At 69.4% G+C, this 21,494-nt stretch carries 22 protein-coding genes and 1 tRNA gene; 12 read left to right on the top strand and 11 right to left on the bottom strand.

Annotated elements, in window-relative coordinates; all coding sequences use genetic code 11:
- The 5 genes from ACWIHY_RS18815 to ACWIHY_RS18795 all read left to right on the top strand — a co-directional run bounded on the left by ACWIHY_RS18815 (position 1) and on the right by ACWIHY_RS18795 (position 3,178).
- Positions 1-204 (top strand): hypothetical protein, encoded by a 204-nt coding sequence (locus ACWIHY_RS18815; RefSeq protein ID WP_454376747.1) that lies wholly within the window; start codon positions 1-3, stop codon positions 202-204.
- A 5-nt stretch (positions 205-209) separates the two neighbouring features.
- Positions 210-395, top strand: coding sequence for a hypothetical protein (locus tag ACWIHY_RS18810; RefSeq protein WP_454376746.1), 186 nt, complete (start codon positions 210-212; stop codon positions 393-395).
- A gap of 136 nt (positions 396-531) precedes the next feature.
- The gene (locus ACWIHY_RS18805; protein WP_454376768.1) at positions 532-1,818 is read left to right on the top strand and encodes a replication initiator; all 1,287 of its coding nucleotides are present in this window, start codon (positions 532-534) and stop codon (positions 1,816-1,818) included.
- Entirely contained in the window at positions 1,815-2,027 is a 213-nt protein-coding gene (locus ACWIHY_RS18800) for an excisionase family DNA-binding protein (RefSeq protein WP_454376745.1), read from the top strand. Before ACWIHY_RS18805 ends, ACWIHY_RS18800 begins: the two co-directional genes overlap by 4 nt.
- Positions 2,027-3,178, top strand: a complete 1,152-nt coding sequence (locus ACWIHY_RS18795; RefSeq protein ID WP_454376744.1) for a tyrosine-type recombinase/integrase — start codon at positions 2,027-2,029, stop codon at positions 3,176-3,178. The genes ACWIHY_RS18800 and ACWIHY_RS18795 overlap by 1 nt, the downstream gene beginning before the upstream one ends.
- 100 nt (positions 3,179-3,278) lie before the next feature.
- Here the strand turns inward: ACWIHY_RS18795 and ACWIHY_RS18790 are convergent.
- Positions 3,279-3,353 (bottom strand) — tRNA-Val (locus tag ACWIHY_RS18790).
- Positions 3,354-3,573: 220 nt separating this feature from the next.
- Here ACWIHY_RS18790 and ACWIHY_RS18785 point away from each other — a divergent pair.
- The 3 genes from ACWIHY_RS18785 to ACWIHY_RS18775 all read left to right on the top strand — a co-directional run bounded on the left by ACWIHY_RS18785 (position 3,574) and on the right by ACWIHY_RS18775 (position 6,041).
- Entirely contained in the window at positions 3,574-4,329 is a 756-nt protein-coding gene (locus ACWIHY_RS18785; RefSeq protein ID WP_454376743.1) for a DUF4097 family beta strand repeat-containing protein, read from the top strand.
- 73 nt (positions 4,330-4,402) lie between these two features.
- Complete coding sequence (locus ACWIHY_RS18780) at positions 4,403-5,779, top strand: hypothetical protein (protein ID WP_454376742.1); 1,377 nt, start codon at positions 4,403-4,405, stop codon at positions 5,777-5,779.
- 43 nt (positions 5,780-5,822) lie between these two features.
- Entirely contained in the window at positions 5,823-6,041 is a 219-nt protein-coding gene (locus tag ACWIHY_RS18775) for an FmdB family zinc ribbon protein (protein WP_355715916.1), read from the top strand.
- 3 nt (positions 6,042-6,044) lie between these two features.
- Here ACWIHY_RS18775 and ACWIHY_RS18770 read toward each other — a convergent pair whose 3' ends face one another.
- Complete coding sequence (locus ACWIHY_RS18770; RefSeq protein WP_454376741.1) at positions 6,045-6,704, bottom strand: O-methyltransferase; 660 nt, start codon at positions 6,702-6,704, stop codon at positions 6,045-6,047.
- Between the two features lie 74 nt (positions 6,705-6,778).
- On the opposite strand from ACWIHY_RS18770, the gene ACWIHY_RS18765 reads away from it, so the two are divergent.
- Positions 6,779-7,405: a DedA family protein gene (locus ACWIHY_RS18765; protein WP_454376740.1), complete on the top strand. Its 627-nt coding sequence runs from the start codon at positions 6,779-6,781 to the stop codon at positions 7,403-7,405.
- Here the strand turns inward: ACWIHY_RS18765 and ACWIHY_RS18760 are convergent.
- The 3 genes from ACWIHY_RS18760 to ACWIHY_RS18750 are packed head-to-tail and all read right to left on the bottom strand — an operon-like array spanning position 7,374 to position 11,861.
- Positions 7,374-8,201 (bottom strand): HAD family hydrolase, encoded by an 828-nt coding sequence (locus ACWIHY_RS18760; RefSeq protein ID WP_454376739.1) that lies wholly within the window; start codon positions 8,199-8,201, stop codon positions 7,374-7,376. The genes ACWIHY_RS18765 and ACWIHY_RS18760 overlap by 32 nt on opposite strands.
- Positions 8,198-10,699: a phosphoribosyltransferase gene (locus ACWIHY_RS18755; RefSeq protein ID WP_454376738.1), complete on the bottom strand. Its 2,502-nt coding sequence runs from the start codon at positions 10,697-10,699 to the stop codon at positions 8,198-8,200. The genes ACWIHY_RS18760 and ACWIHY_RS18755 overlap by 4 nt, the downstream gene beginning before the upstream one ends.
- A gap of 1 nt (position 10,700) precedes the next feature.
- Positions 10,701-11,861 (bottom strand): HpcH/HpaI aldolase/citrate lyase family protein, encoded by a 1,161-nt coding sequence (locus ACWIHY_RS18750; RefSeq protein WP_454376737.1) that lies wholly within the window; start codon positions 11,859-11,861, stop codon positions 10,701-10,703.
- A 167-nt stretch (positions 11,862-12,028) separates the two neighbouring features.
- On the opposite strand from ACWIHY_RS18750, the gene ACWIHY_RS18745 reads away from it, so the two are divergent.
- Positions 12,029-12,886 carry a TerD family protein gene (locus ACWIHY_RS18745; RefSeq protein WP_454376736.1) on the top strand — a complete coding sequence of 286 codons (858 nt, stop codon included), beginning with the start codon at positions 12,029-12,031 and terminating at the stop codon, positions 12,884-12,886.
- Between the two features lie 38 nt (positions 12,887-12,924).
- On the opposite strand, the gene ACWIHY_RS18740 is transcribed toward ACWIHY_RS18745, so the two are convergent.
- The 6 genes from ACWIHY_RS18740 to ACWIHY_RS18715 all read right to left on the bottom strand — a co-directional run bounded on the left by ACWIHY_RS18740 (position 12,925) and on the right by ACWIHY_RS18715 (position 17,424).
- Positions 12,925-13,665 (bottom strand): TerD family protein, encoded by a 741-nt coding sequence (locus ACWIHY_RS18740; protein ID WP_454376735.1) that lies wholly within the window; start codon positions 13,663-13,665, stop codon positions 12,925-12,927.
- Between the two features lie 119 nt (positions 13,666-13,784).
- Positions 13,785-14,933: a DUF475 domain-containing protein gene (locus ACWIHY_RS18735; protein ID WP_454376734.1), complete on the bottom strand. Its 1,149-nt coding sequence runs from the start codon at positions 14,931-14,933 to the stop codon at positions 13,785-13,787.
- 49 nt (positions 14,934-14,982) lie between these two features.
- Positions 14,983-15,558 (bottom strand): TerD family protein, encoded by a 576-nt coding sequence (locus ACWIHY_RS18730; protein ID WP_454376733.1) that lies wholly within the window; start codon positions 15,556-15,558, stop codon positions 14,983-14,985.
- A gap of 93 nt (positions 15,559-15,651) precedes the next feature.
- Positions 15,652-16,227: a TerD family protein gene (locus tag ACWIHY_RS18725; protein WP_138894399.1), complete on the bottom strand. Its 576-nt coding sequence runs from the start codon at positions 16,225-16,227 to the stop codon at positions 15,652-15,654.
- Positions 16,228-16,377: 150 nt separating this feature from the next.
- Entirely contained in the window at positions 16,378-16,857 is a 480-nt protein-coding gene (locus tag ACWIHY_RS18720; protein ID WP_454376732.1) for a peroxiredoxin, read from the bottom strand.
- A gap of 138 nt (positions 16,858-16,995) precedes the next feature.
- Positions 16,996-17,424 (bottom strand): DUF3052 domain-containing protein, encoded by a 429-nt coding sequence (locus ACWIHY_RS18715; protein WP_069928912.1) that lies wholly within the window; start codon positions 17,422-17,424, stop codon positions 16,996-16,998.
- Between the two features lie 433 nt (positions 17,425-17,857).
- On the opposite strand from ACWIHY_RS18715, the gene aceE reads away from it, so the two are divergent.
- Both aceE and ACWIHY_RS18705 read left to right on the top strand, forming a co-directional pair.
- Positions 17,858-20,605, top strand: a complete 2,748-nt coding sequence (gene aceE / locus ACWIHY_RS18710) for a pyruvate dehydrogenase (acetyl-transferring), homodimeric type (RefSeq protein ID WP_454376731.1) — start codon at positions 17,858-17,860, stop codon at positions 20,603-20,605.
- A 72-nt stretch (positions 20,606-20,677) separates the two neighbouring features.
- Positions 20,678-21,490 carry a potassium channel family protein gene (locus tag ACWIHY_RS18705; RefSeq protein WP_454376730.1) on the top strand — a complete coding sequence of 271 codons (813 nt, stop codon included), beginning with the start codon at positions 20,678-20,680 and terminating at the stop codon, positions 21,488-21,490.
- Positions 21,491-21,494: the final 4 nt, after the last annotated feature.

The raw sequence follows: 21,494 nt of genomic DNA, 5'->3' as shown, positions 1-21,494 counted from the left end.
ATGCCCCAGCCCAGCCACGCCCCGGCCCGCACCTGCCCGTCCTGCGACGGCTTCGCCTCCGCCGTCATCACCCTCGGCGGCCTCGACCGCAACGGCCAACGCCGGACCATCACCGCCCACTGCCGCACCTGCCAGGGAACCGGCACCATCCCGCCCCTGCGCCAGCTGCTCAACGCCGCCGCCGACGCCGTCTTCGCCCGCTGACGGCCATGGCCGACCTCACGCCCACCATCGACCGGCCCGGCGTCCACGTCGCCAAACACGCCAGGGACTTCCCCGCCACCGGCTCCTACACCTGCCGCTGCGGCGCCACCGGCCGTGCCAAGGGCGACGACAACGTCCGCGACCTGATCGCCCAGTGGATCGATCACCGCAACACCTGCCCCCACCGCTGACCCCTCCGCCGGGGCGCCCGCCTCTCTCCGCGGCCGGTGCCCCGGCTCCTACACCTCTGGAAGGAGGCCTCCTCCCTTGACCGCGACTGCACCGTCTCCCGTGGGCGATCTGCGCTTCCTCGCCTCACTCGGCACCATGCCCGGCCTCATGCGCCAACTGCGCGGACTCGGCGGCTGCACCACCCCGATCCGCCTCGACGGCCACCGCACCGACGTTCACGCCGCTACCGGTGAAATCCTCCACAGCCTCAACGCGAGCGACCTGCCCGCCGGAAACCTCCTCGTCCGCTGCAACAACCGCCGCGCCACCCGCTGCGCCGCCTGCGCCGAGACCTACCGCCGCGACACCTACCAACTCATTACCGCCGGGCTCCGAGGCGGCAAAGGCACCCCCGCAGCCGTCGCCACTCACCCTCGGGTGTTCTCCACCTTCACCGCACCCAGCTTCGGCCCCGTACACAACCGTCCCGCCAAAGGCCGCTGCCGCTGCGGCACCCAGCACCCCAAGGACGCTCCAGAGCTGGGCAACCCGCTCAACCCCGAGACATACGACTACGAAACAGCCGTGCTCTGGAACGCCCACGCATCCAAGATTTGGGCCCGCTTCTCCATCTACCTGCGCCGGGAGGTCGCCAAGCGCGCGGGCCTGAGCCAACGAGCCTTCAAGAGGTTCGCCCGCGTCTCCTTCGCCAAGGTCGCCGAGTACCAGCGTCGCGGCGCAATCCACTTCCATGCCGTAATCCGCCTCGACGGTCCAGACGGCGGCGACACCCCTCCGCCGGCCTGGGCCACTGCCGATCTCCTCGCCGACGCCATCCGCGCCGCCGCATCCAACGCCGACGTGCCCGGCCCGTTCATCAACGGACGCGCCCACACCTTCGCCTTCGGCCGCCAGCTCGACATCCGCCCCATCCGATCCGCCGACTTCAACGCAGGCACCGAACTCACCGAACGTGCCGTCGCTGCCTACATCGCCAAGTACGCCACCAAGGGCGCCGAGACCGCGACCGGCACCCTCGACCGCCCCATCAAGTTCCTCGCTGAACTCGCCCGCATGGCCATCCCCGACCACGCCCGCCGTCTGATCCGCACCGCCTGGACCCTCGGCGCACGCAAAGACCTCGAAGGCCTCCGCCTACGGGCGTGGGCCCACATGCTCGGCTTCCGCGGCCACTTCTCCACCAAGACCCGCCGCTACTCCACCACCCTCGGCGCCCTCCGCACCGCCCGCGCCGAATGGCGCCGCCTCCAAGCCGCCATCGCCCACGGTGACCAAACCCCCGCGCCGGCCGATCCGGACAGTGACGACACCACCCTCGTCCTCGCCCACTGGACCTTCGCCGGAACCGGACTCACTCGCGGCGAAGAATGGCTCGCCGCCTCCATCGCTTCCGACGCTGCGGAAGGAGACACGGCCGCATGACTGACCGGCTGCTCACCGTGGAGCAGGTAGCCCAACTCCTCGGTACGACCGTCCGCTTCCCCCGACGGCTGGTCGCCGAACGGCGGATCGTCTTCGTCAAGGTGGGTCGGCATGTCCGTATCCCAGAGAGCGCGTTGACGGACTTTGTCGCAAGGAACACTGTCCAGCCGATCACCACGAGTCGTCGACGCTTCGGGGCGGTGGCCTGATGGCGAACCGGAAGGGCAAGCGTCGCCGGTTTGGCTCGGTGCGCAGGCTGCCGTCTGGCCGCTTCCAAGCGCGGTACCCGGGCCCGGATGGTCTGCTGCGTTCGGCCCCTGACACATTCGCGTCTCAGACTGACGCTGACCGATGGCTGGTGCGCAAGGAAGCCGAAATCATTGAGGGCCGCTGGCAGGATCCGGACGAGAAGATCGTGTTCGGTGTCTACGCAGAATCCTGGTTCAAGGAACGCGACTACGCCGCCACCACTCGGGAGCGCAATAGCAGCGCCCTGCGTCTCCACATCCTGCCCACTTTCGAACGCGCCGTGCTGAGCGAGATCACGACACCGCAGATCCGCCGCTGGCGGGCTGATCTCCTGGGTGCGGGCGTGGGTGAGCCGACGGTGGCCAAGGCGTACCAGATCCTCCGCGCCATCATGAATACGGCGGTGGACGATGGCCTGATCCAGCGCAATCCGTGCCGCATCAAGGGCGCTGGTGCCACGAAGACTGCCGAACGGCCATTCCTGGAAGTCGTGGAAGTCTTTCAGCTCGCTGAGTCCGTGCCCGCGAGGTTCCGCGTGTTCATCCTCCTGGCTGCCTTCACCGGTCTGCGCTTCGGCGAGCTGGCCGCTCTGCAGCGCCGTGACGTGGACCTCGAACGGCGCACAGTCTCCGTACGCCGCGCGCTCGCCGAAACGCGTACAAACGGGCTGCTGATCAAAGCCCCCAAGAGCGCGGCTGGTGTCCGTACCGTCGCGTTCCCGGCGTCGCTGAGGGCCGAGCTGGCTGCGCATCTCGACAAGCACGCCGAGTCGGGCCGTATGGGTCTGGTGTTCACCGGAGCGCGAGGTGGCCAGCTTCGTCGGAACAATTTCCGCCGCATCTGGCTGCGGGCTGTCGAGAAGGCAGGGCTCGGGGACGTGCACTTTCACGACCTCCGGCACACAGGAAACACCCTCGCCGCGACCGGTGGCGCCACGACGCGTGAGCTGATGCAGCGCATGGGCCACTCGTCGGTGCGAGCCGCGCTGATCTACCAGCACCTGGTCAACGGTCGGGATCACGCAATCGCCGCTCATGTGGACGAGCAGATCAAGAAAGTGCGGCCGACCGAACCCGATGGGGGAGATCCAAATGAGGCATCTGGCACGTGAGTGGCACGACGCCCCTCTCCCGCCGTAACGGTGGCAGAACGATCAAGGCCCAGGCTTCCGGCTTACCGCCGGTGACCTGGGCCTTCGTCGTGCTTCCTACTGGTGGGCGCGGACGGGTTCGAACCGCCGACATCTGCTTTGTAAGAGCAGCGCTCTACCCCTGAGCTACGCACCCGTGGATGAGGGAACAGCGTACATGGGTCGGCGGGCGGGACTGCAATCGGTTGCCTGGTGGGGCGGTCGCGCGAGAGGTCCGGTGGGGGCCTGCGAGGGCGGGGTGCGGGCTGGTGGGGATAACCCCACCACGGTTTCGGTGGTGGGCCGCATCGTGCCCGGACGGGATCCGTTCGTACGGTGAAGCCTCACACGAGGCACTACCTGGGGGATCGATCACCGTGGCACTTCGTACCCGCACCATTCTTGCCGTCGGCAGCGTTGTCGTCGGCGTAGTAGCGCTGAGTGGCTGCGGCGCCGAGGCCGAGGACGGGGCCGCCGAGCAGCGGTCGTTCGCGTTCAGCGGGGACGCGCTGACCATCGACGCGGACAACTCCGCGCTCGAGCTTGTTCCGGCCGACGTGAAGGACGTCGAGGTCACCCGGCGGTCCGACGGCTGGGTGTTCCTCGGCGAGGGGCCGGAGGCCACGTGGGAGCTGAAGGACGGGAAGCTCGTCCTGGGGCAGCGCTGCGACGCGGTGGTCAGCGACTGCGAGTCGTGGCACCGGGTCAAGGTGCCGCGCGGGGTGGCCGTGACCGTGAAGGACGACAACGGGAGCGTGACGGCGTCCGGTTTCGACACCGCCCTGACGCTCCGCTCCGACAACGGGAAGGTGACCGTCAGGGACTCCAGCGGGCCTCTGGAGCTGACCAGCGAGAACGGGGGAATCGTCGCGGAGGGGATCTCCTCCGGGCGGGTGAGTGCCGACTCCGACAACGGGAGTGTCCGGATGGCGTTCACGGCAGTCCCGGACCTCGTGGAGAGCGTGAGTGACAACGGCGGGATCAGCATCGACCTGCCGAAGGCCACGTACAGCGTGACGGCGAAGAGCGACAACGGCGACCTCGACGTCGACGTGCCGCGCGACCAGAACAGCCCGCATGTGGTGAGGGCGCGGAGCGACAACGGGGAAGTCGCCCTGCGAACCGCGAACTAACCAGCCCGTGTGTTCGTCTTTACCTGGTGGGAGAATGAACCGGGCAGGGGCGGACACAGCACGGGAGAGGGATGTGACGGCGACACACGCGCAGCCGTACCCGCAGCGAGTACGCCGCCGTACGAAAGCGGGTGCCGTCATGGACGTCGTCGCGCTCGTGCTTCTGCCGGTGCCACTGCTCGCCGCGCTTCCCCTCGCCTTCGCCGGGGGTGGTACGAGGCGCTGGTTCGGCGGGCGTGGGGACAATGTGCGCGCCGACGCCCAGGCCGCCAAGGACGCCGCCGCGGCGGCCTTCTACGAGCTGGACACCGCTCAGCGCGACCTGCGGATCTCGATCGAGACGATCACGGCGGTGGACAGTTCGCCGAAGGGCCGCAAGGCCGTGGAGGACTTCGCTGCGCTGGGACGGCGTATCGACGAGGTCAGCCGTACGTACATCACCGCCGTCGACGCCCACGACCTCGACCGCGACGACCTGGAGGCCTCCACCGCCGCCAAGGCGCGCGCGGAGCTGAGCACGGCGAAGGACGAGCTGGTACGGGTCAAGGGCGAGCTCGACCGGTACGCCCAAGGGCTCGGGCCTCTGCTCGACACGGCGGAGTCGCAGCTCGCCCGGCTCGCGCCCGCCGTGGAGCGGGCCCGTCAGGCGCTTCTCGCGGCGAGCAACGCCCTCGATGCCGTACGGGCCTCGGGGCTCAGGGCCGATGATCTCGCTGCGCGGCTCGCGGCCCTCGGGCCCGAGCTGACCAAGCTCAACCAGGGCGCCGGGCGGCACGGCGTGCCGGAGACGCTGCAGCGCGCGGACCGGGTGCTGCGGGATGCCGAGGCCGTACGGAGCGAGGCCGAGCGGCTGCCGGAACGGGCCGCGGAGATCGACCGGCGGCTGGTGTCGCTGCGGACCCGGGCGCAGGCCCTGACGACCCGGGCCGGCAAGGTCGAGCCGATTCTGAGCGAGCTGCGGCGCCGGTTCACGGCCGCGTGCTGGCAGGACCTTCAGGCGGTGCCCGCGCAGACGGCGAGCACCGTCCGGCAGGCCGAGGAGAAGATCGAGGAGGCGGCGAAGGCCCGCGACGAGCAGCGGTGGCCCGACGCCACCTCCCTGCTGAGCACGGTCAGGGCCTTGCTGAACTCCACCGACGAGGCGGTTTCGGCCGCCGGGGACCGGCTGCAGCAGCTCAACGCCGTGTCCAAGGACCCGCAGCACGAGATCGAGCGGACGCGGTTCGCGATCAAGGACGCCCAGCGACTGGCCATGGCCGGGCGCAACACCCCCGATCCCCGGCATGCCCGCCCGCTGGACGATTCGGTGGCCCGGCTGGACCGGGCCGTCGCTGGTCTCGAAGGGCGCCACCCCGACTACTGGCACTTCCTGACCGAGACCGAGGCGGTACGGCGGACGGTGGCGCGGGTCGTCTCGGAGATCCGGGAGGAACGGGGCGCGGGTTCCTGACCGGGCGGCGACCCGGCAGCCGTCTACTCAGTAACCTGTGCGCATGCCCCGTTACGAGTACCGCTGCCGCTCCTGCGGCACCAGCTTCGAGCTGAACCGGCCGATGGCCGAGTCCTCCGCGCCCGCCACCTGTCCGGACGGGCACGACGACACCGTCAAGCTGCTGTCCGCCGTCGCCGTGGGCGGAACGGCCAAGTCCGCCTCCCCCGCGCCCTCCGGCGGGGGCGGCGGCGGATGCTGCGGCGGTGGGTGCTGCGGCTGACGGTCAGCGCTTCCTGGAGAGCGTCACCCCGTCCGCCACGGGGACCATGACGCTCTCCATGCGCGCGTCGGCCGTCACCCGGTCGTTGAACTCCTTGATCGCGGCCGCCGCGCCTGTCGCGTCGCGGTCCGTGACGCCGCCGTGGAAGAAGACGTTGTCGGTGGCGATGACCCCGCCCTGTCGCATCCTGGGCACCAACTCCTCCCAGTACGCGACGTAGTTGACCTTGTCGGCGTCGAGGTAGGCGAAGTCGATGTGCGGCTCGGCGGGCATCGCGCGCAGCGTGTCCAGGGCCGGGCCGATGCGCAGTTCGACCCGGTCGGTGACCCCGGCCTTCGCCCACGCCTCGCGTGCGTACGCCGTCCACTCCTCCGAGATGTCGCACGTGATCAGCCGGCCGTCGGCGGGCAGGGCCTGCGCCATCGACAGCGCGGAGAAGCCGGTGAACGTACCGACCTCGACGATGTGCCTTGCCCTGATCAGTCGGACCAGGAAGGCGAGGAGCGGTCCCTGATCCTCGGCGGACTGCATGCCCGCGTGCTCGGGCAGCTGCCGGTAGGTGGTCTCGACGAGGTCGCGCTGGACGTCGTCCAGCGGCGGATTGTGCGCCAGCATGTACGCGTACAGCTCGTCGGTGAGTGGAGTGCTGTTTCCCTTGCTCATCGCGTTCCCTCACGGTAGTCGGCCCGCGGCCTTCTTCAGCGTGGCTTCAGGCACGGAATTCTATGGTGACGCGCATGATCGGAAGCAGCGCACCACAGTGGGTCGACTCGCTGATGGACACCCTCGGGGCCCCGGGCGCGGGCATCGCCATCGCTCTGGAGAACCTGTTCCCTCCCCTGCCCAGCGAAGTGATTCTGCCGCTGGCCGGATTCGCGGCGAGCACGGGCCGGATGAGTCTCGTCGCCGCCCTGTTGTGGACCACGGCGGGCTCGGTGATCGGCGCCCTCGCGCTGTACGGGGTGGGTGCGATGCTCGGGCGCGAGCGGACCGTCGCGATAGCCGCCAGGCTGCCGCTGGTGAAGGTTTCCGACATTGAGCGCACCGAGGCGTGGTTCCTGCGGCACGGCACCAAGGCGGTGCTGTTCGGCCGTATGATCCCGGTCTTCCGCAGCCTGATATCGGTACCGGCGGGCGTCGAGCGCATGCCGCTGCCGGTCTTCCTCGGGCTCACCACGCTCGGCAGCGCACTGTGGAACACCGTCTTCGTCCTCGCCGGTTACGCACTGGGCGAGAACTGGCAGGACGTGACGGGTTATGTCTCCGCGTACTCGAAGGTGGTGCTCGTGGGGGCCGGGCTGGCGGTGCTTCTCTTCGTCGGCGGCCGGGTGCTCAGGCCTGGTGCCGGCCGGCGGCGCGGATGAAGGAGCGCAGGATCTCCTCGCCCGCCGCGACACCCGCCTCCGGCAGGACGGTGACGCGCGGGGCGGTCCAGCCCGTGTCGGCCAGCTCGCCGTGTCCGGGCCGCCACCCCTGGTCCGCGGCCAGCAGCAGGTCCGCGTCCAGGAGGGAGTCACCTGCGGCAAGGGTGAGGGTGGCGCCGGTGCGGCGGGCCACCTCGCGCATGGCCGCGCTCTTGGTGAGCGGCTTCGGTACGGCGTAGATCTTGCGGCCCTGGAGCGAGACCGCCCAGCCTCGTTCCTCAGCCCATTCCCCGAGTTCCTTGACCCACTCGTCCGGCAGCAGCGCGCGTTCGACGACGAGGTAGGCGAAGAGGTCCTCGGCGACCCGCTCCTTGAGCAGCCATGCGGGGTCGGCGGCGGCGGCGAGGTGCGCACGGATCTCGGCCAGGGGGGCGCACTCGTCCGCGAGCCTCCCGGCCACCTGGACCTGCCAGTCCGGGTCGGACACTCCGTCGACCAGGAGATGACCGCCGTTGGCGCAGATGGCGAAACGGGGGGTGGGGACGGGGAGCCGAATGCGGTGGTACTGCTCGCGGGTGCGGGTGGTCGTCGGCACGAAGCAGGTCTCGGCGGCGAGCTGCCCCAGCAGGCCGGCGGCGGTCTCGGTGACGTAGGAGAGCGGCTTGCTCTCGTACACCTCGACGCAGAGCAGCCGAGGCGCCTCGGCGTCGGGCATGCGCAGGCCGAGAGCGGCGGTCGAGTAGATCAGGGTGCGGTCGAGGTCGCTGGCGACGAGGACGGGAGGGTGGCTGGTCACTTCGCTGCTACCGCCTTGCCGTCCGCGCCGGTGGCGCCGCGTGTGTACTGGGGGTGGATCAGTCCGACGCAGGTGTACGGGAGCCCGTCGACCTCTTCGACCGGGACGCCGCGCTGCTCCGCCAGGAGCCGTACGTGGTCCAGGTCGGCGCCGGCGTCGCGCTTGGCGAGGATCTTCCACGGGACGCGGCGCAGCAGGACCCGGGTGGCCTCGCCGACGCCGGGCTTGACGAGGTTCACGTCATGGATGCCGTACTCCTCGCTGATCCGCTCCACGGCGGCCCAGCCCTCCCAGGTGGGCGCGCGGTCCGCCGACAGCAGTTCCTTGACCTCGGCGTCCACGGCGTCCGCGACCTCGTCGAAGCGTGCGGCGACGGTGTCGAGGAAGAGACCGGACACGTCGGCGTCGGCGAGTTCGCGGTAGAACTTCGCCCCGTGGAAGTCGTCGGGCCCGACGAGATCGGAGCGCAGGACCGTGCGCGAGATCAGGCCGGAGACAGTGGAGTTGAGGCAGGCGGACGGGATGAGGAAGTCCTCGCGGGTGCCGTACGTCTTCACACAGCCGCCGGGGTCGGCCAGGACCGCGATCTCGGGGTCGAAGCCATGGATGCCGGTCCTGGCGGCGAAGTCGTCCAGGGCCTGGGCGAGTTCGCGGGTGATCGCGCCCTTGCCCGTCCAGCCGTCGACGAAGACCACGTCGGCCGGGTCGTGGTGCGCGGCGAGCCAGCGCAGGGCGGTCTCGTCGATGCCGCGGCCGCGGACGATGGAGACCGCGTAGTGCGGGAGGTCGAGGCCGTGCCGGTGCTGGGCGTAGCGCCGCATGAGTACGCCGACGGGGGTGCCGGCGCGGGCGAGGGACACCAGCACGGGGCGTGGTGAGCGCTCCGCGAAAACCGTTTCGGTGACGGTGGCGACGGCCCGGGCGATGCGGGCCGCCGAGGTGTCCAGGGCCGCCTTGAACAGCTGCTGGTACTGGGCGGTCGGCTGGTACTCGACGGGCAGCGACTCGGCGTAGTGCGCGCCGCCGCTCTGGATCGCTTCCTCGCGCTCCTCGGTCGGGGCCTCGAGCTCGACGTCCGAGAGGTCCTGGAGGAGCCAGCCGACGTCCTCGGGTGCGTAGGAGGAGAAGGCGGGGCCGCGGAGGGGCTCGGGCATGGGCGGCTCCTGCCGTCGGGGGGCTTGCTCGGGGGCCTCGTCGGGTATGCGGGGCGCACCGGGTATGTACGAAGGGACGACAGCCAGCACGACGTGCCCGGTGTGGGCGGCGAGGCGGGCGAGGAGGCCGTCCGGGGCGTACAGGGCGGAGGTGTCGGCGGCGGAGTCGACCACGGCGACCACGGCGTCGAAGCCGGCGCCCGCGACGTTGTAGGCGTAGCGCGTCCCCGGCCCGTCGGCGGGGTTGTCGTGTGCGGGGAAGACGATCCGCGTGCGGATGGCGTAGCCCGGGTCGTCGACGGCGAGCACGGGCGAGCGTGTGGTGGTCGAGTACCGCACCTCGGCGTCGATCCGCTCCTCCAGCGCCGTGGCCAGCCTGAGCGGTGCGTACATCAGCTCCTCGAAGCCGAGGACCAGGACGCGGCGGGCGCCGGTGGGCAGCGCCCCGGCGATGCGTTCCGCCATGCCCGGCAGCGCGGCCTCCAGCGCGGCCCGGTGGGCGGGCACGAACCCGTGCCGCCCACCGTCGGGCACGCCGACGGGCCAGCCGAGCTCCACACGGGCCGGCCCCGGGGCGGCAGGGGCCGCCGGACGCGGTCCGGGCGGCGGGGTGACGTCGTACCGCGCCACCAGGGCCTGGCCCTTTTCCAGTACGCCGTCCGGCAGGCGGACCGTGCCCGAGGCCATCGCGATCAGATCGACCCGGGCGCCGATCTCGCGCGCGAACTCCTCCAGCCGCCCCCGGTCCCGGGCCGAGCGCATGTCGGCCAGGGCCACGATCACGTACCACTCGCGCGGGTGGCGCTCGTGCAGGTCGCGGATGGTGTTGAGGACCGTGTTGCCGGTGGAGAACTCGTCGTCGACCAGGACCAGCGGCCCGTCGCCGGCCAGCAGTTCCGGGTCCTCGGGCAGCAGCAGATGGGACGTGGCGTGCGAGTGGGACTCCTCGAAGCCGCCGGCCGTGGCGACGCCGTCGACCGGGCGGCGCGTCGAGTGGAGGTACGGCGCCACACCCACGCCGTCCGCGACGGCGTGGCCGAGACCGGTCGCCGTCTCGGCGTACCCGAGGACCACCGCACGGGCGGCCACCTCGTCGCCCAGCAGCTTCCGTACGTCCTCGCCGAGCGCGAACCCCGCTCCGTACACCCGCGACGGCAGCTGCGGAACGTGCTTGCCCAGCACGTTCGAGACCAGCAGATGGGCCCGCTTCGGATTGCGGCGCAGGGCCAGGCCCAGCAGATCGTGCAGCCCGCCCGGCCCCTGCCCCTCGCCGTCGCCGACGAGTTCGACGCCGAGCCGCTCCGCGACCCACGATCCCGACCACACCACGTCGTCCGTCCCCATCTCAGTCGGCTATTCCCGCTGTCAGCAGCTCCACGAAGCCGATGTCCTCGCGCGCCACGCCGAAAACCTCGGCGCGCAGCAGCGTGCGCTCGGCCCACGCGCGGTGCGGCTTCACTTCGTTCATCTTGTTCGTATACGCGGAACGCATCACTCCGCCGCCGCCCCGATCCGGCCGCAGGATGTCCTGCGCGTCGCTGAATTCCTCATGGCTGACCACCGACAGCGCGTGCACGGGCAGGACGTGCGACGGGTGGATGCAGGTCTTGCCCAGCAGCCCGTTGGCGCGGTCCAGCGAGATCTCCCGCAGCAGCCCGTCCATGTCGTGCTCGATGAGCGACGCGCGCAGCGCCTCCGCCTGCCCCACGAAGGGGCTGCGGCGCAGCTGCGGCTTGAACATCCGCTCCTGGACCCGGAAGTACTCCCACACCGGGCCGGTGATCGTGAAGCCCGTGCCGTCCGAGCGGCCGAGCACATTGACCACGTCGGCGATGACCCCGGCCACGATCTGCACGTCGTACGCCGTCATGTCGGGCGCCCTGCGCAGGCCGTACGCCGAGCAGAAGTCGGTGACGCCAAGCCGCAGGGCGAGCACCCGCTCGCGGTACTTGTCGACGGTCCGGGCGATGCCGCGGAGCGTCTCGGCGCGGGTCTCCAGGTGGAGCAGTTGCGGCGATTCGAGCACGGGCATGGCGAACAGCCGGTGCCCGTTCGCCGCCTCTGCGGCCGTGAGGGCCTCCAGGAAGGCGACGCCCCGCTCCTCGGTGAACTTCGGCAGTACGAATCCGGACAGCAGGCGCGCCGAGGGGCCGAGCCGGTGTACCAGGTCGCGAATCTGCGCGGGCTCCCGGACCCGGACGAACAGCAGCGGCACCTCCGTGCCCCGCGCGTCGAGCTCCGCGAACTGCCGGACGAGGTTCTCCTCGGCCCCGGCGACTTCCGCGTCGTCGATGGAATCTTCCAGGCAGAGCACCATGGACACGACTCCGCGCCCCGCCTGCTTGGCCACGTCGTCGGCGAGCCGCGGCCGGGTGGCCGGGCTGTAGAGCGTGGCGCCGAGGGCGGCGGAGAGCGTACGGGCCGGGGAGCCGGCGTCGAATGCGACCGGCTCCTGGTGGAACAGGTTCTCCCGGACAGTAGGCGGGATATGCCCGAAATGACGCATGTAAATCCCCCCGTGCTGCCGTGTCGGCCGATCGTTGTATGGCCGGTAATAGTACGTAGGGACCGTGTCAAGAGTTCCCCGCACGCGTGAATTTCAGGTTACCCACGTGAAGCCACTTGTGCGTGTATGGGCCCCCGCGTTGTAGGGGGGAGCCCCGGGGAGGCAGGATGACCGACATGACGCACGCCATGCTGAAGGGCTCGAATGTACCGCTCGAAGCCACAGCCGTAAGGGCTGTGCTGCGCTGGACTCCCGGCCCCGACGTGCCCGAGGTGGATGCCTCGGCCCTGCTTCTCGGCGTGGACCGGCGCGTACGCTCCGACCAGGACTTCGTCTTCTACAACCAGCCGCGCCACCCTTCGGGCCTGGTACGGAGCCTGGGCAAGAAGCGACTGCCCGACGGCGTCACCGACTCGGTGCAGACGGATCTCGCGGCGCTCGAGCCGGCCGTGGACCGGGTCTTGATCGTCGCCTCGACGGACGACGTGCCGTTCGAACGCGTACGGGATTTGTGCATCCAGGTGTACGACGCCTCCGCGGCCGGAAGCGGTGAGCCGCTCGCGTACTTCGAGGTCAGGCCCGAGACGGGGGCGGAGACCGCGCTGATCTGCGGGGAGCTCTACCGGCGGGGCGAGGGCTGGAAATTCAGGGCACTGGGTGAGGGCTACTCCAACGGACTGATCGGGCTGGCCACGGACCACGGGATCTCCGTGGACGAGACCGAGGAGTCGGGCGGGGCGGGCGAGGCGGCCGCGAGGCCGGAGGCGTCGGCCACCGGCGCCGCGGGCCCCGGGGCGGCCCATGCGACCCCGGCCGAGCCCACACAGCCCATGCAGCCCGCGTACGGGTATCCGCAGCCCTCCGCGTCGCCCCAGGGGGCGGGGGCACCCGCCTACGGCTACCCCCAGTCGGCGTCCACCCAGCCCGCGTACGGGTATCCGCAGCCGGCCGCGGCCGCCGCCTTCGCCCCGGACCCGAACTTCCGGCTGCCGCCTCAGGGGCCGCAGTTCGTCCGCGCCCAGTAGAGGCTGCGCTCGGGGGCTTTCCCCCGGCCGCTGCCGACCTACGTCCTCGTCTTGTAGCCGCGGCCCCACTGCAGGCCCCAGCCGTACAGCCGGTCCAGTTCCGCCTGGAAGCCGTAGACGAACTTCACCTCGCGGCGCACCATCAAGTCGCCCTTGACGTTCTCGACGGTGAAGACCGCGCACGAGCGTGCCTGCGGGGCGCGCTCGTCCAGTTCGATCTCGATGCGCGGGCCGTTGCTCGGGAACAGCGTCACCACGGCGTGCGTGCGGTCGAAGGCCGGTGTCTGGTCGTAGATGTAGACGAACACCAGCAGCCGCTTGATCTCCTCGCGGTGGTCGAGGTTCACGTAGATCGTCTCGCCCGACGGGGAGCCGAACCGGTCGTCACCGCTGAGCTTGACGTACGGCGGCGCGTTCAGGCTTCCGAAGAAGCTGCCCAGCGGCTGTACGACGCCCTTCGTGCCGTCCACCAGTTCGTAGAGGCAGCCCAGATCCAGGTCGACGTTGACCACGCCCTGGGTGTGCGCCTGCACCAGCTCCGGCTGGAAGAACTTGAACGGCCGGCGCAGCACGCTGCCATCGCGCCGCTGTTTTCCCCCGATGTCCGAGGTGCGCATCCGCCACGAGAGGTTGACGCGCAGATTGCCGGTGGCCGCGCCCTGTTTCGTGAGCGAGACCGACGGGTTCCGCTTGGTCAGTTCGATCGCGTTGGCCGCGGCGCTTCCGGACGCGAACTGATCGGCCGACCTGTCCCGCCGCAGGCTGTCCCAGATAGCCATCCCACCCACCCCCAGGTGTCTCGTACACGACGCAGCGTCCCCACGCAGGCCGACGGGGCGGCCCCGAGGCCGACGCCTCATGACCGCCCCGCTGAGAGCGTTCCTCAATCCCTACGGGGTCACACCCCGGACGGGACCTCAGTCTTGTCCCCCGGGGCCGGCCCGTTGCCGCCCTCGGCTGCCTCGAGCCTCTTGTTGCGGCGGATCGAGGACCAGAAGGAGGCGGCGATCAGGATGACACCGACGAGGCCGGTGATGATCTCGCTGATCTCGTGCTCGATGGTGATCAGCAGGATGACCGCGAGCGCACCGATCGCGTAGTGCGCGCCGTGCTCCAGGTAGACGTAGTCGTCGAGGGTGCCCTGACGGACCAGGTAGACCGTCAGCGAACGTACGTACATCGCGCCGATACCGAGGCCGAGCGCCATCCAGAAGATGTGGTTCGTGATGGCGAAGGCGCCGATGACGCCGTCGAACGAGAACGAGGCGTCGAGGACTTCCAGGTAGAGGAAGAGGAAGAACGCGGCCTTGCCGGCCAGGCCGACGACCGACAGGTCCTTGCCTTCCGCCTTGGCCTTCTCCTCCTCCTCGTGCTCGCGTTCCTCTTCTTCCTCGATCTTGTTCTCGAAGTGGCTGGAGAGACCGCCGACGATGAGGTACGTGATCAGGCCGGCGACGCCGGAGAGCAGCACCGTGGCCGACTTGTCCTGGTATCCCGTGCTGGTGTGCGCGTGGGTCGCGAAGGTCATCGCCGTGGCGAGCAGGGCGATCAGCGCGATGCAGACCGACAGCATGTCGACCTTGCCGAGCTTGGCCAGCGGACGCTCGAGCCAGGCGAGCCACTTGATGTCCCGGTCCTCGAAAATGAAGTCCAGGAAGATCATCAGCAGGAACATCCCACCGAAGGCCGCGATCGCCGGGTGGGCGTCCGTGACCAGGGCCTCGTACTGGTCGGGCTGGTCCATCGCGAGCTGAATCGCCTCGATGGGACCGACCTTGGCGCTGATCGCGACGATGGCGACAGGGAAGACCAGCCGCATACCGAAGACCGCGATCAGGATGCCGACCGTGAGGAAGATCTTCTGCCAGAAGGCATTCATCTTCTTCAGAATTCCGGCGTTGACGACCGCGTTGTCGAAGGACAGTGAGATCTCGAGGATCGACAGGATCAGTACGACCCCGAACGCCTCCCACCCCCACTGCCAGGCGGCGAAAGCCAGTCCGAGTGCCGTGACGGCAAACGACCAGCCGAAGGTTTTCAGAACCACTGGCTACCCCATCGTGTAAGTACGGGTCTCCCCCGCGCCGTGCGCGGCTTTACGAAACGTTGACCCCGAAGTCTAGGGCGATGCCCCGGAGCCCCGACGCATACCCCTGCCCAACGGCTCGGAACTTCCACTCCCCGCCGTACCGGTACACCTCGCCGAAGATCATCGCGGTCTCGCTGGAGGCGTCCTCGGAGAGGTCGTAGCGGGCGAGTTCCTGACCGTCGGCCTGGTTCACCACTCGAATGAAAGCGTTGCTGACCTGGCCGAACGTCTGCCCGCGATTGTCGGCGTCATGAATCGACACCGGAAAGACGATCTTGTCGCACCGCTCGGGCACAAGGGAGAGGTCGATGATCATCGACTCGTCGTCGCCCTCGCCCTCACCCGTCAGGTTGTCACCGGTGTGCTCGACGGAGCCTTCGGGGCTCTTGAGGTTGTTGTAGAAGACGAAGTACTCGTCGCCGAGCACCCGGCCGTTCTGGCACAGCAGCGCGCTGGCATCGAGGTCGAAGGGGGCTCCGGTGGTGGAGCGCGCGTCCCAGCCGAGCCCGACCAGCACCTGGGTGAGGTTCGGTGCGGCCTTGGAGAGGGAGACATTGCCTCCCTTGGCGAGCGTGACACCCATGATCTTGCTTCCTCCCCGCGGTACGGAATCAGTGGTGAGAGCACGTCCGGCGCCGCACGTGCGCGTGCGGCGCCGGACGGGACGGGGGCTCGCTCAGACGTTGACGCCGAAGTCCTGCGCGATGCCGCGCAGACCCGAGGCGTACCCCTGACCGATGGCCCGGAACTTCCATTCCGCCTGGTTGCGGTACAGCTCGCCGAAGACCATCGCGGTCTCGGTCGAGGCGTCCTCGCTCAGGTCGTAGCGCGCCAGCTCCGTGTTGTCCGCCTGGTTCACGACGCGGATGTACGCGTTGCGGACCTGGCCGAAGCTCTGCTGCCTGGCCTCGGCCTCGTAGATCGAGACCGGGAACACGATCTTGGCGACGTCCGCCGGCACGCCGGCCAGGTTCACCTTGATGACCTCGTCGTCGCCCTCGCCCTCACCCGTGGTGTTGTCGCCGGTGTGCTCGACCGAGCCGTCGGGGCTCTTGAGGTTGTTGAAGAAGACGAAGTTCGAGTCGTTGGTGACCTTGCCCTCAGCGTTGGTCAGCAGGGCGCTGGCGTCGAGGTCGAAGTCACCCCCGGTGGTGGTACGAGCGTCCCAGCCCAGACCGACGATGACCGCGGTCAGGTTGGGGGCTGCCTTGGTCAGCGAGACGTTGCCGCCCTTGCTGAGGCTGACTCCCACGAGTCCTCCCATGTGTGTCGAGGGGCCGAGGGACCCCCGTAATGCGCTGGCATCGGATCAACGACTCGATCCTAGTGACCGGTTCCCGTACGCAGCATGCCCGGTGTCCCGATTTTTCGGGTGTTCGGGCCGGGCGTCCGGTCCGGGCGCTCAGAGCGTGCCGAGTGCCTTGAGGTAGTCGTTCAGGTCGCGCGCGTCGGGCAGACCGTTCACCACGCTCCAGCGCACGATGCCCTCCTTGTCGATGACGAAGGTCCCGCGGACCGCGCAGCCCTTGTCCTCGTCGAAGACGCCGTACGCGCGGGAGGCGTCACCGTGCGGCCAGAAGTCCGACAGCAGCGGGAATGCGAAGCCCTCCTGCTCGGCGTAGACGCGGAGGGTGTGGATGGAGTCCGCGGACACGGCGAGCAGCTGTACGTCGTCGTTGACGAACTGCGGCAGTTCGTCGCTGAGCGCGCGCAGCTCGCCGGTACAGACACCGGTGAAGGCGAACGGGTAGAAGAGCAGCACCACGTTCCTGGCGTCGCCGGGGAAGTCGGCGCCGAGCCGGAAGTCGGACAGCCGCACCGTGCGGCCGTGGTTGTCCTTCAGTACGAAGTCCGGGGCCAGGGTGCCGGCCTCGATCGCCATGGTGCGCATCCCCTCACTGGACCATTGGTGTCCGGGACAGCGTACGCACAGGGCCCCCGCCGACAGATGTCGGCGGGGGCCCTGGTTCGCCTTGGGCGCAGCCTGCTCATGAGGAGTCTGCTCGGACGCGGCGGTGGCTCAGCGCTTGCCCTTGGGGGTCACCAGCCGGCCGGCGCTCCAGTCCTTGCCCGCGCTGACGGTCTTGGTCTGCGACAGGCCCGCCGTCTGGGCGGCCTCGCTGATGTCGCTGGGCTCGACGTAGCCGTCGCGGCCGGTCTTCGGGGTCAGCAGCAGAACCGTGCCGCCGTCCTCGAGCAGACCGATGGCGTCCACCAGCGCGTCCGTAAGGTCGCCGTCCTCGTCACGGAACCAGAGAACAACGACGTCAGCGACGTCGTCGTAGTCTTCGTCGACGATTTCCTGGCCGGTGATCGCCTCAATGCCCTCACGGAGTTCCTGCTCGACGTCGTCGTCGTAGCCGATCTCCTGGACCACCTGTCCGGGCACGAACCCCAGGCGTACTGCCGGGTTGGTCCGCTCCTCCGCGTGGTCCGCGGTCGCGCTCACGGATTGCCTCCTGATCATGTTTTGGGGAATACCTTCGGTCCACGCGCGTGCGTGGGCGTTGGCCGTAGTCCACACGTGCGGGACCGATCGCGCAAGTACCCGGCCGTGGAGACAGCCGAAACGGTGACGGATGGGGCCGGTTCACCGCAACTCCAGACCTGGTCGGAGACGGTCCCGGTGATCCATCCCACACCATTGCGACACGTTTGTAAGCCTACGCGGCTTCGGTAGGCCAATCGGACCCGAAACAGCCTTACCGAACGCATAAACGAGTTGGGCGTAAGGTTGCGATTTGGCCGGACCCATCCTCGGGCTGACGCCGAACCTCGTACCGCGTGGGGGTTACCCCTCGGTAGAGATGACGTTTGCGATTCCGGGGTACACGATGGAGGCGGCGCGACAGCCCTCAAGACCCAACCAGCGAAGGAACAGCGTGGCTTCCGGATCCGATCGTAATCCGATCATCATTGGCGGCCTTCCGAGCCAGGTCCCGGACTTCGATCCTGAAGAGACCCAGGAATGGCTCGATTCTCTCGACGCCGCCGTCGACGAGCGGGGCCGTGAGCGCGCCCGCTACCTGATGCTCCGCCTCATCGAGCGCGCGCGCGAGAAGCGCGTGGCCGTCCCCGAGATGCGCAGCACGGACTACGTCAACACCATCGCCACCAGGGACGAGCCGTTCTTCCCCGGCAACGAGGAGATCGAGCGCAAGGTCCTCAACGCGACCCGCTGGAACGCGGCCGTGATGGTGTCGCGTGCGCAGCGCCCGGGGATCGGCGTCGGCGGTCACATCGCGACGTTCGCCTCTTCGGCCTCCCTGTACGACGTCGGCTTCAACCACTTCTTCCGCGGCAAGGACGAGGGCGACGGCGGCGACCAGATCTTCTTCCAGGGGCACGCGTCCCCCGGTATCTACGCCCGCGCGTTCCTGCTGGACCGGCTGAGCGAGCAGCAGCTCGACGCCTTCCGCCAGGAGAAGTCGAAGGCTCCGTACGGCCTGTCGTCGTACCCGCACCCGCGGCTGATGCCCGACTTCTGGGAGTTCCCGACCGTCTCGATGGGTCTCGGCCCCCTCGGTGCGATCTACCAGGCGCGGATGAACCGCTACATGGAGGCGCGCGGCATCGCCGACACCTCCAAGTCGCATGTCTGGGCGTATCTCGGCGACGGCGAGATGGACGAGCCCGAGTCGCTCGGCCAGCTGTCCATCGCCGCCCGCGAGGGCCTGGACAACCTGACCTTCGTCGTCAACTGCAACCTGCAGCGCCTCGACGGCCCGGTGCGCGGCAACGGCAAGGTCATCCAGGAGCTGGAGTCGCAGTTCCGGGGCGCCGGCTGGAATGTCATCAAGCTGGTCTGGGACCGGAGCTGGGACCCGCTGCTCGCGCAGGACCGCGACGGCGTGCTGGTCAACAAGCTCAACACGACCCCGGACGGCCAGTTCCAGACGTACGCGACGGAGACGGGCGCGTACATCCGCAACCACTTCTTCGGTGACGACCACCGGCTGCGCGCCATGGTCGAGAACATGACCGACGACCAGATCCTGCACCTGGGACGCGGCGGTCACGACCACAAGAAGGTGTACGCGGCGTACGCGGCGGCCAAGGCGCACAAGGGCCAGCCGACCGTGATCCTCGCCCAGACCGTCAAGGGCTGGACGCTGGGGCCGAACTTCGAGGGCCGCAACGCGACCCACCAGATGAAGAAGCTGACGGTCGAGGATCTGAAGCGCTTCCGCGACCGGCTGCACATCCCGATCACGGACAAGCAGCTGGACGAGGGCTATCCGCCGTACTACCACCCGGGTCGCGACTCCGAAGAGATCCAGTACATGCACGACCGCCGCAACGGCCTCGGCGGGTACGTCCCGACCCGTGTCGTCCGGGCGAAGCCGCTGCCGCTGCCGGTCGAGAAGACGTACGCGGCTGCGAAGAAGGGGTCCGGTCAGCAGTCGATCGCCACGACCATGGCGTTCGTGCGCGTGCTCAAGGACCTCATGCGGGACAAGGAGATCGGCAAGCGCTTCGTGCTGATCGCGCCCGACGAGTACCGCACCTTCGGCATGGACGCGTTCTTCCCGAGTGCGAAGATCTACAACCCGCTGGGTCAGCAGTACGAGGCGGTCGACCGCGAGCTGCTGCTCGCGTACAAGGAGTCCCCGACCGGTCAGATGCTGCACGACGGCATCTCCGAGGCGGGCTGCACGGCCTCGCTGATCGCGGCGGGTTCGGCGTACGCCACGCACGGCGAGCCGCTGATCCCGGTCTACGTCTTCTACTCGATGTTCGGTTTCCAGCGGACCGGCGACCAGTTCTGGCAGATGGCCGACCAGCTCGCGCGCGGATTCGTCCTGGGTGCGACCGCCGGTCGTACGACCCTGACCGGTGAGGGTCTCCAGCACGCGGACGGCCACTCGCAGCTGCTCGCCTCGACGAACCCGGGCTGTGTCAGCTACGACCCGGCGTTCGGGTACGAGATCGCGCACATCGTGCAGGACGGCCTGAAGCGGATGTACGGCGCGACGGCCGAATTCCCCCACGGCGAGGACGTCTTCTACTACCTGACCGTCTACAACGAGCCGATCCAGCACCCGGCGGAGCCCGAGAACGTGGACGCCGAAGGCATCCTCAAGGGCATCTACCGCTTCAAGGAGGGCGAGAAGGGCTCGATTCCGGCCCAGATCATGGCCTCCGGTGTGGCGGTGCCGTGGGCGGTCGAGGCGCAGCGGATGCTCGCCGACGAGTGGAACGTCAAGGCCGACGTCTGGTCCGCGACCTCCTGGAACGAGCTGCGCCGCGACGCGGTCTCGGCGGAGGAGTACAACCTGCTCCACCCGGAGGAGGAGATGCGGGTTCCGTACGTGACGCAGAAGCTCTCCGGTGCTCAGGGTCCGTTCGTGGCGGTCTCCGACTGGATGCGTTCGGTTCCGGACCAGATCTCGCGCTGGGTGCCGGGTACGTACACCTCGCTCGGTGCGGACGGCTTCGGCTTCGCCGACACGCGTGGGGCGGCCCGCCGCTACTTCCACATCGACGCGCAGTCGATCGTCCTGGCGGTGCTCACCGAGCTCGCCAAGGAAGGCAGGATCGACCGCTCGGCGCTGAAGCAGGCGGTCGACCGCTACCAGCTGCTGGACGTGACGGCGGCCGATCCCGGTGCGGCCGGGGGCGACGCGTAACAGGCCTGTGCGTGCGAAGGGCGGCGAGACCCGAGGGTCTCGCCGCCCTTCGGCGTTCCCTACGATGCGGGCATGAATGCGGGCAGGAAGATACAGACCGCGCAGGTCCAGTGGGAACAGCGCACACAGGGGCTTCTGCTGGGGCTGGCGGGGGCCTTCGCTCTCGCGTACGCGGTGCCGATAGTCGCGCCCGACGCGGGCGGCGCCGTGCGGCGGGTCTGTGCGGCGACCGAGTGGGTGGTCTGGGGTGCGTTCGCCCTGGACTACGTCGTACGGCTGGGGCTGTCCCCCAGCAAGCGCCTCTTCGTCCGCAGCCACCCGCTGGACCTGCTCGCGGTACTGCTGCCGCTGCTGCGGCCGCTCCAGCTGCTGCGGCTCGTCTCCACGCTGCTGCTGGTCGGCCGGCGGGCCCGGATGGCCCCGCAGATACAGCTCACGACGTACGTCGGCGGCGCGGTGATCGGCCTGCTGATGTTCGGCTCGCTGGCCGTGCTGGAGGTCGAGCGGGACGCGCCCGGTGGGAACATCAAGACGCTGGGTGACGCGGTGTGGTGGTCGTTCACAACGATGACGACGGTCGGGTACGGCGACCACTCGCCCACGACCGGGCTCGGGCGGGTGCTGGCGGTGGGGCTGATGCTCTCGGGGATAGCGCTGCTGGGTGTGGTGACGGCGAACATAGCGGCCTGGTTCATCTCCCGCTTCGAGCGGGACGACGTCGAGGAGCGCCGCCAGACGGCCGCGATCGCGCTGCTCACGGAGGAAGTCCGGGCGCTGCGGGCGCAGGTCTCGGAGCTGACGTCGGGGACGGTGCTCCCGGCTCCCGGCATGCGCGAGGGGCCGCCGGTGGGGACGGCGGCCCCTGCGCCGCAGCGACCTGCGTAGCGCG

The organism is Streptomyces sp. NPDC055287, assembly GCF_053646035.1.
The sequence above is the reverse complement of the archived record's forward strand: the minus strand, read 5'-3'. Positions and strand labels throughout refer to the sequence as shown.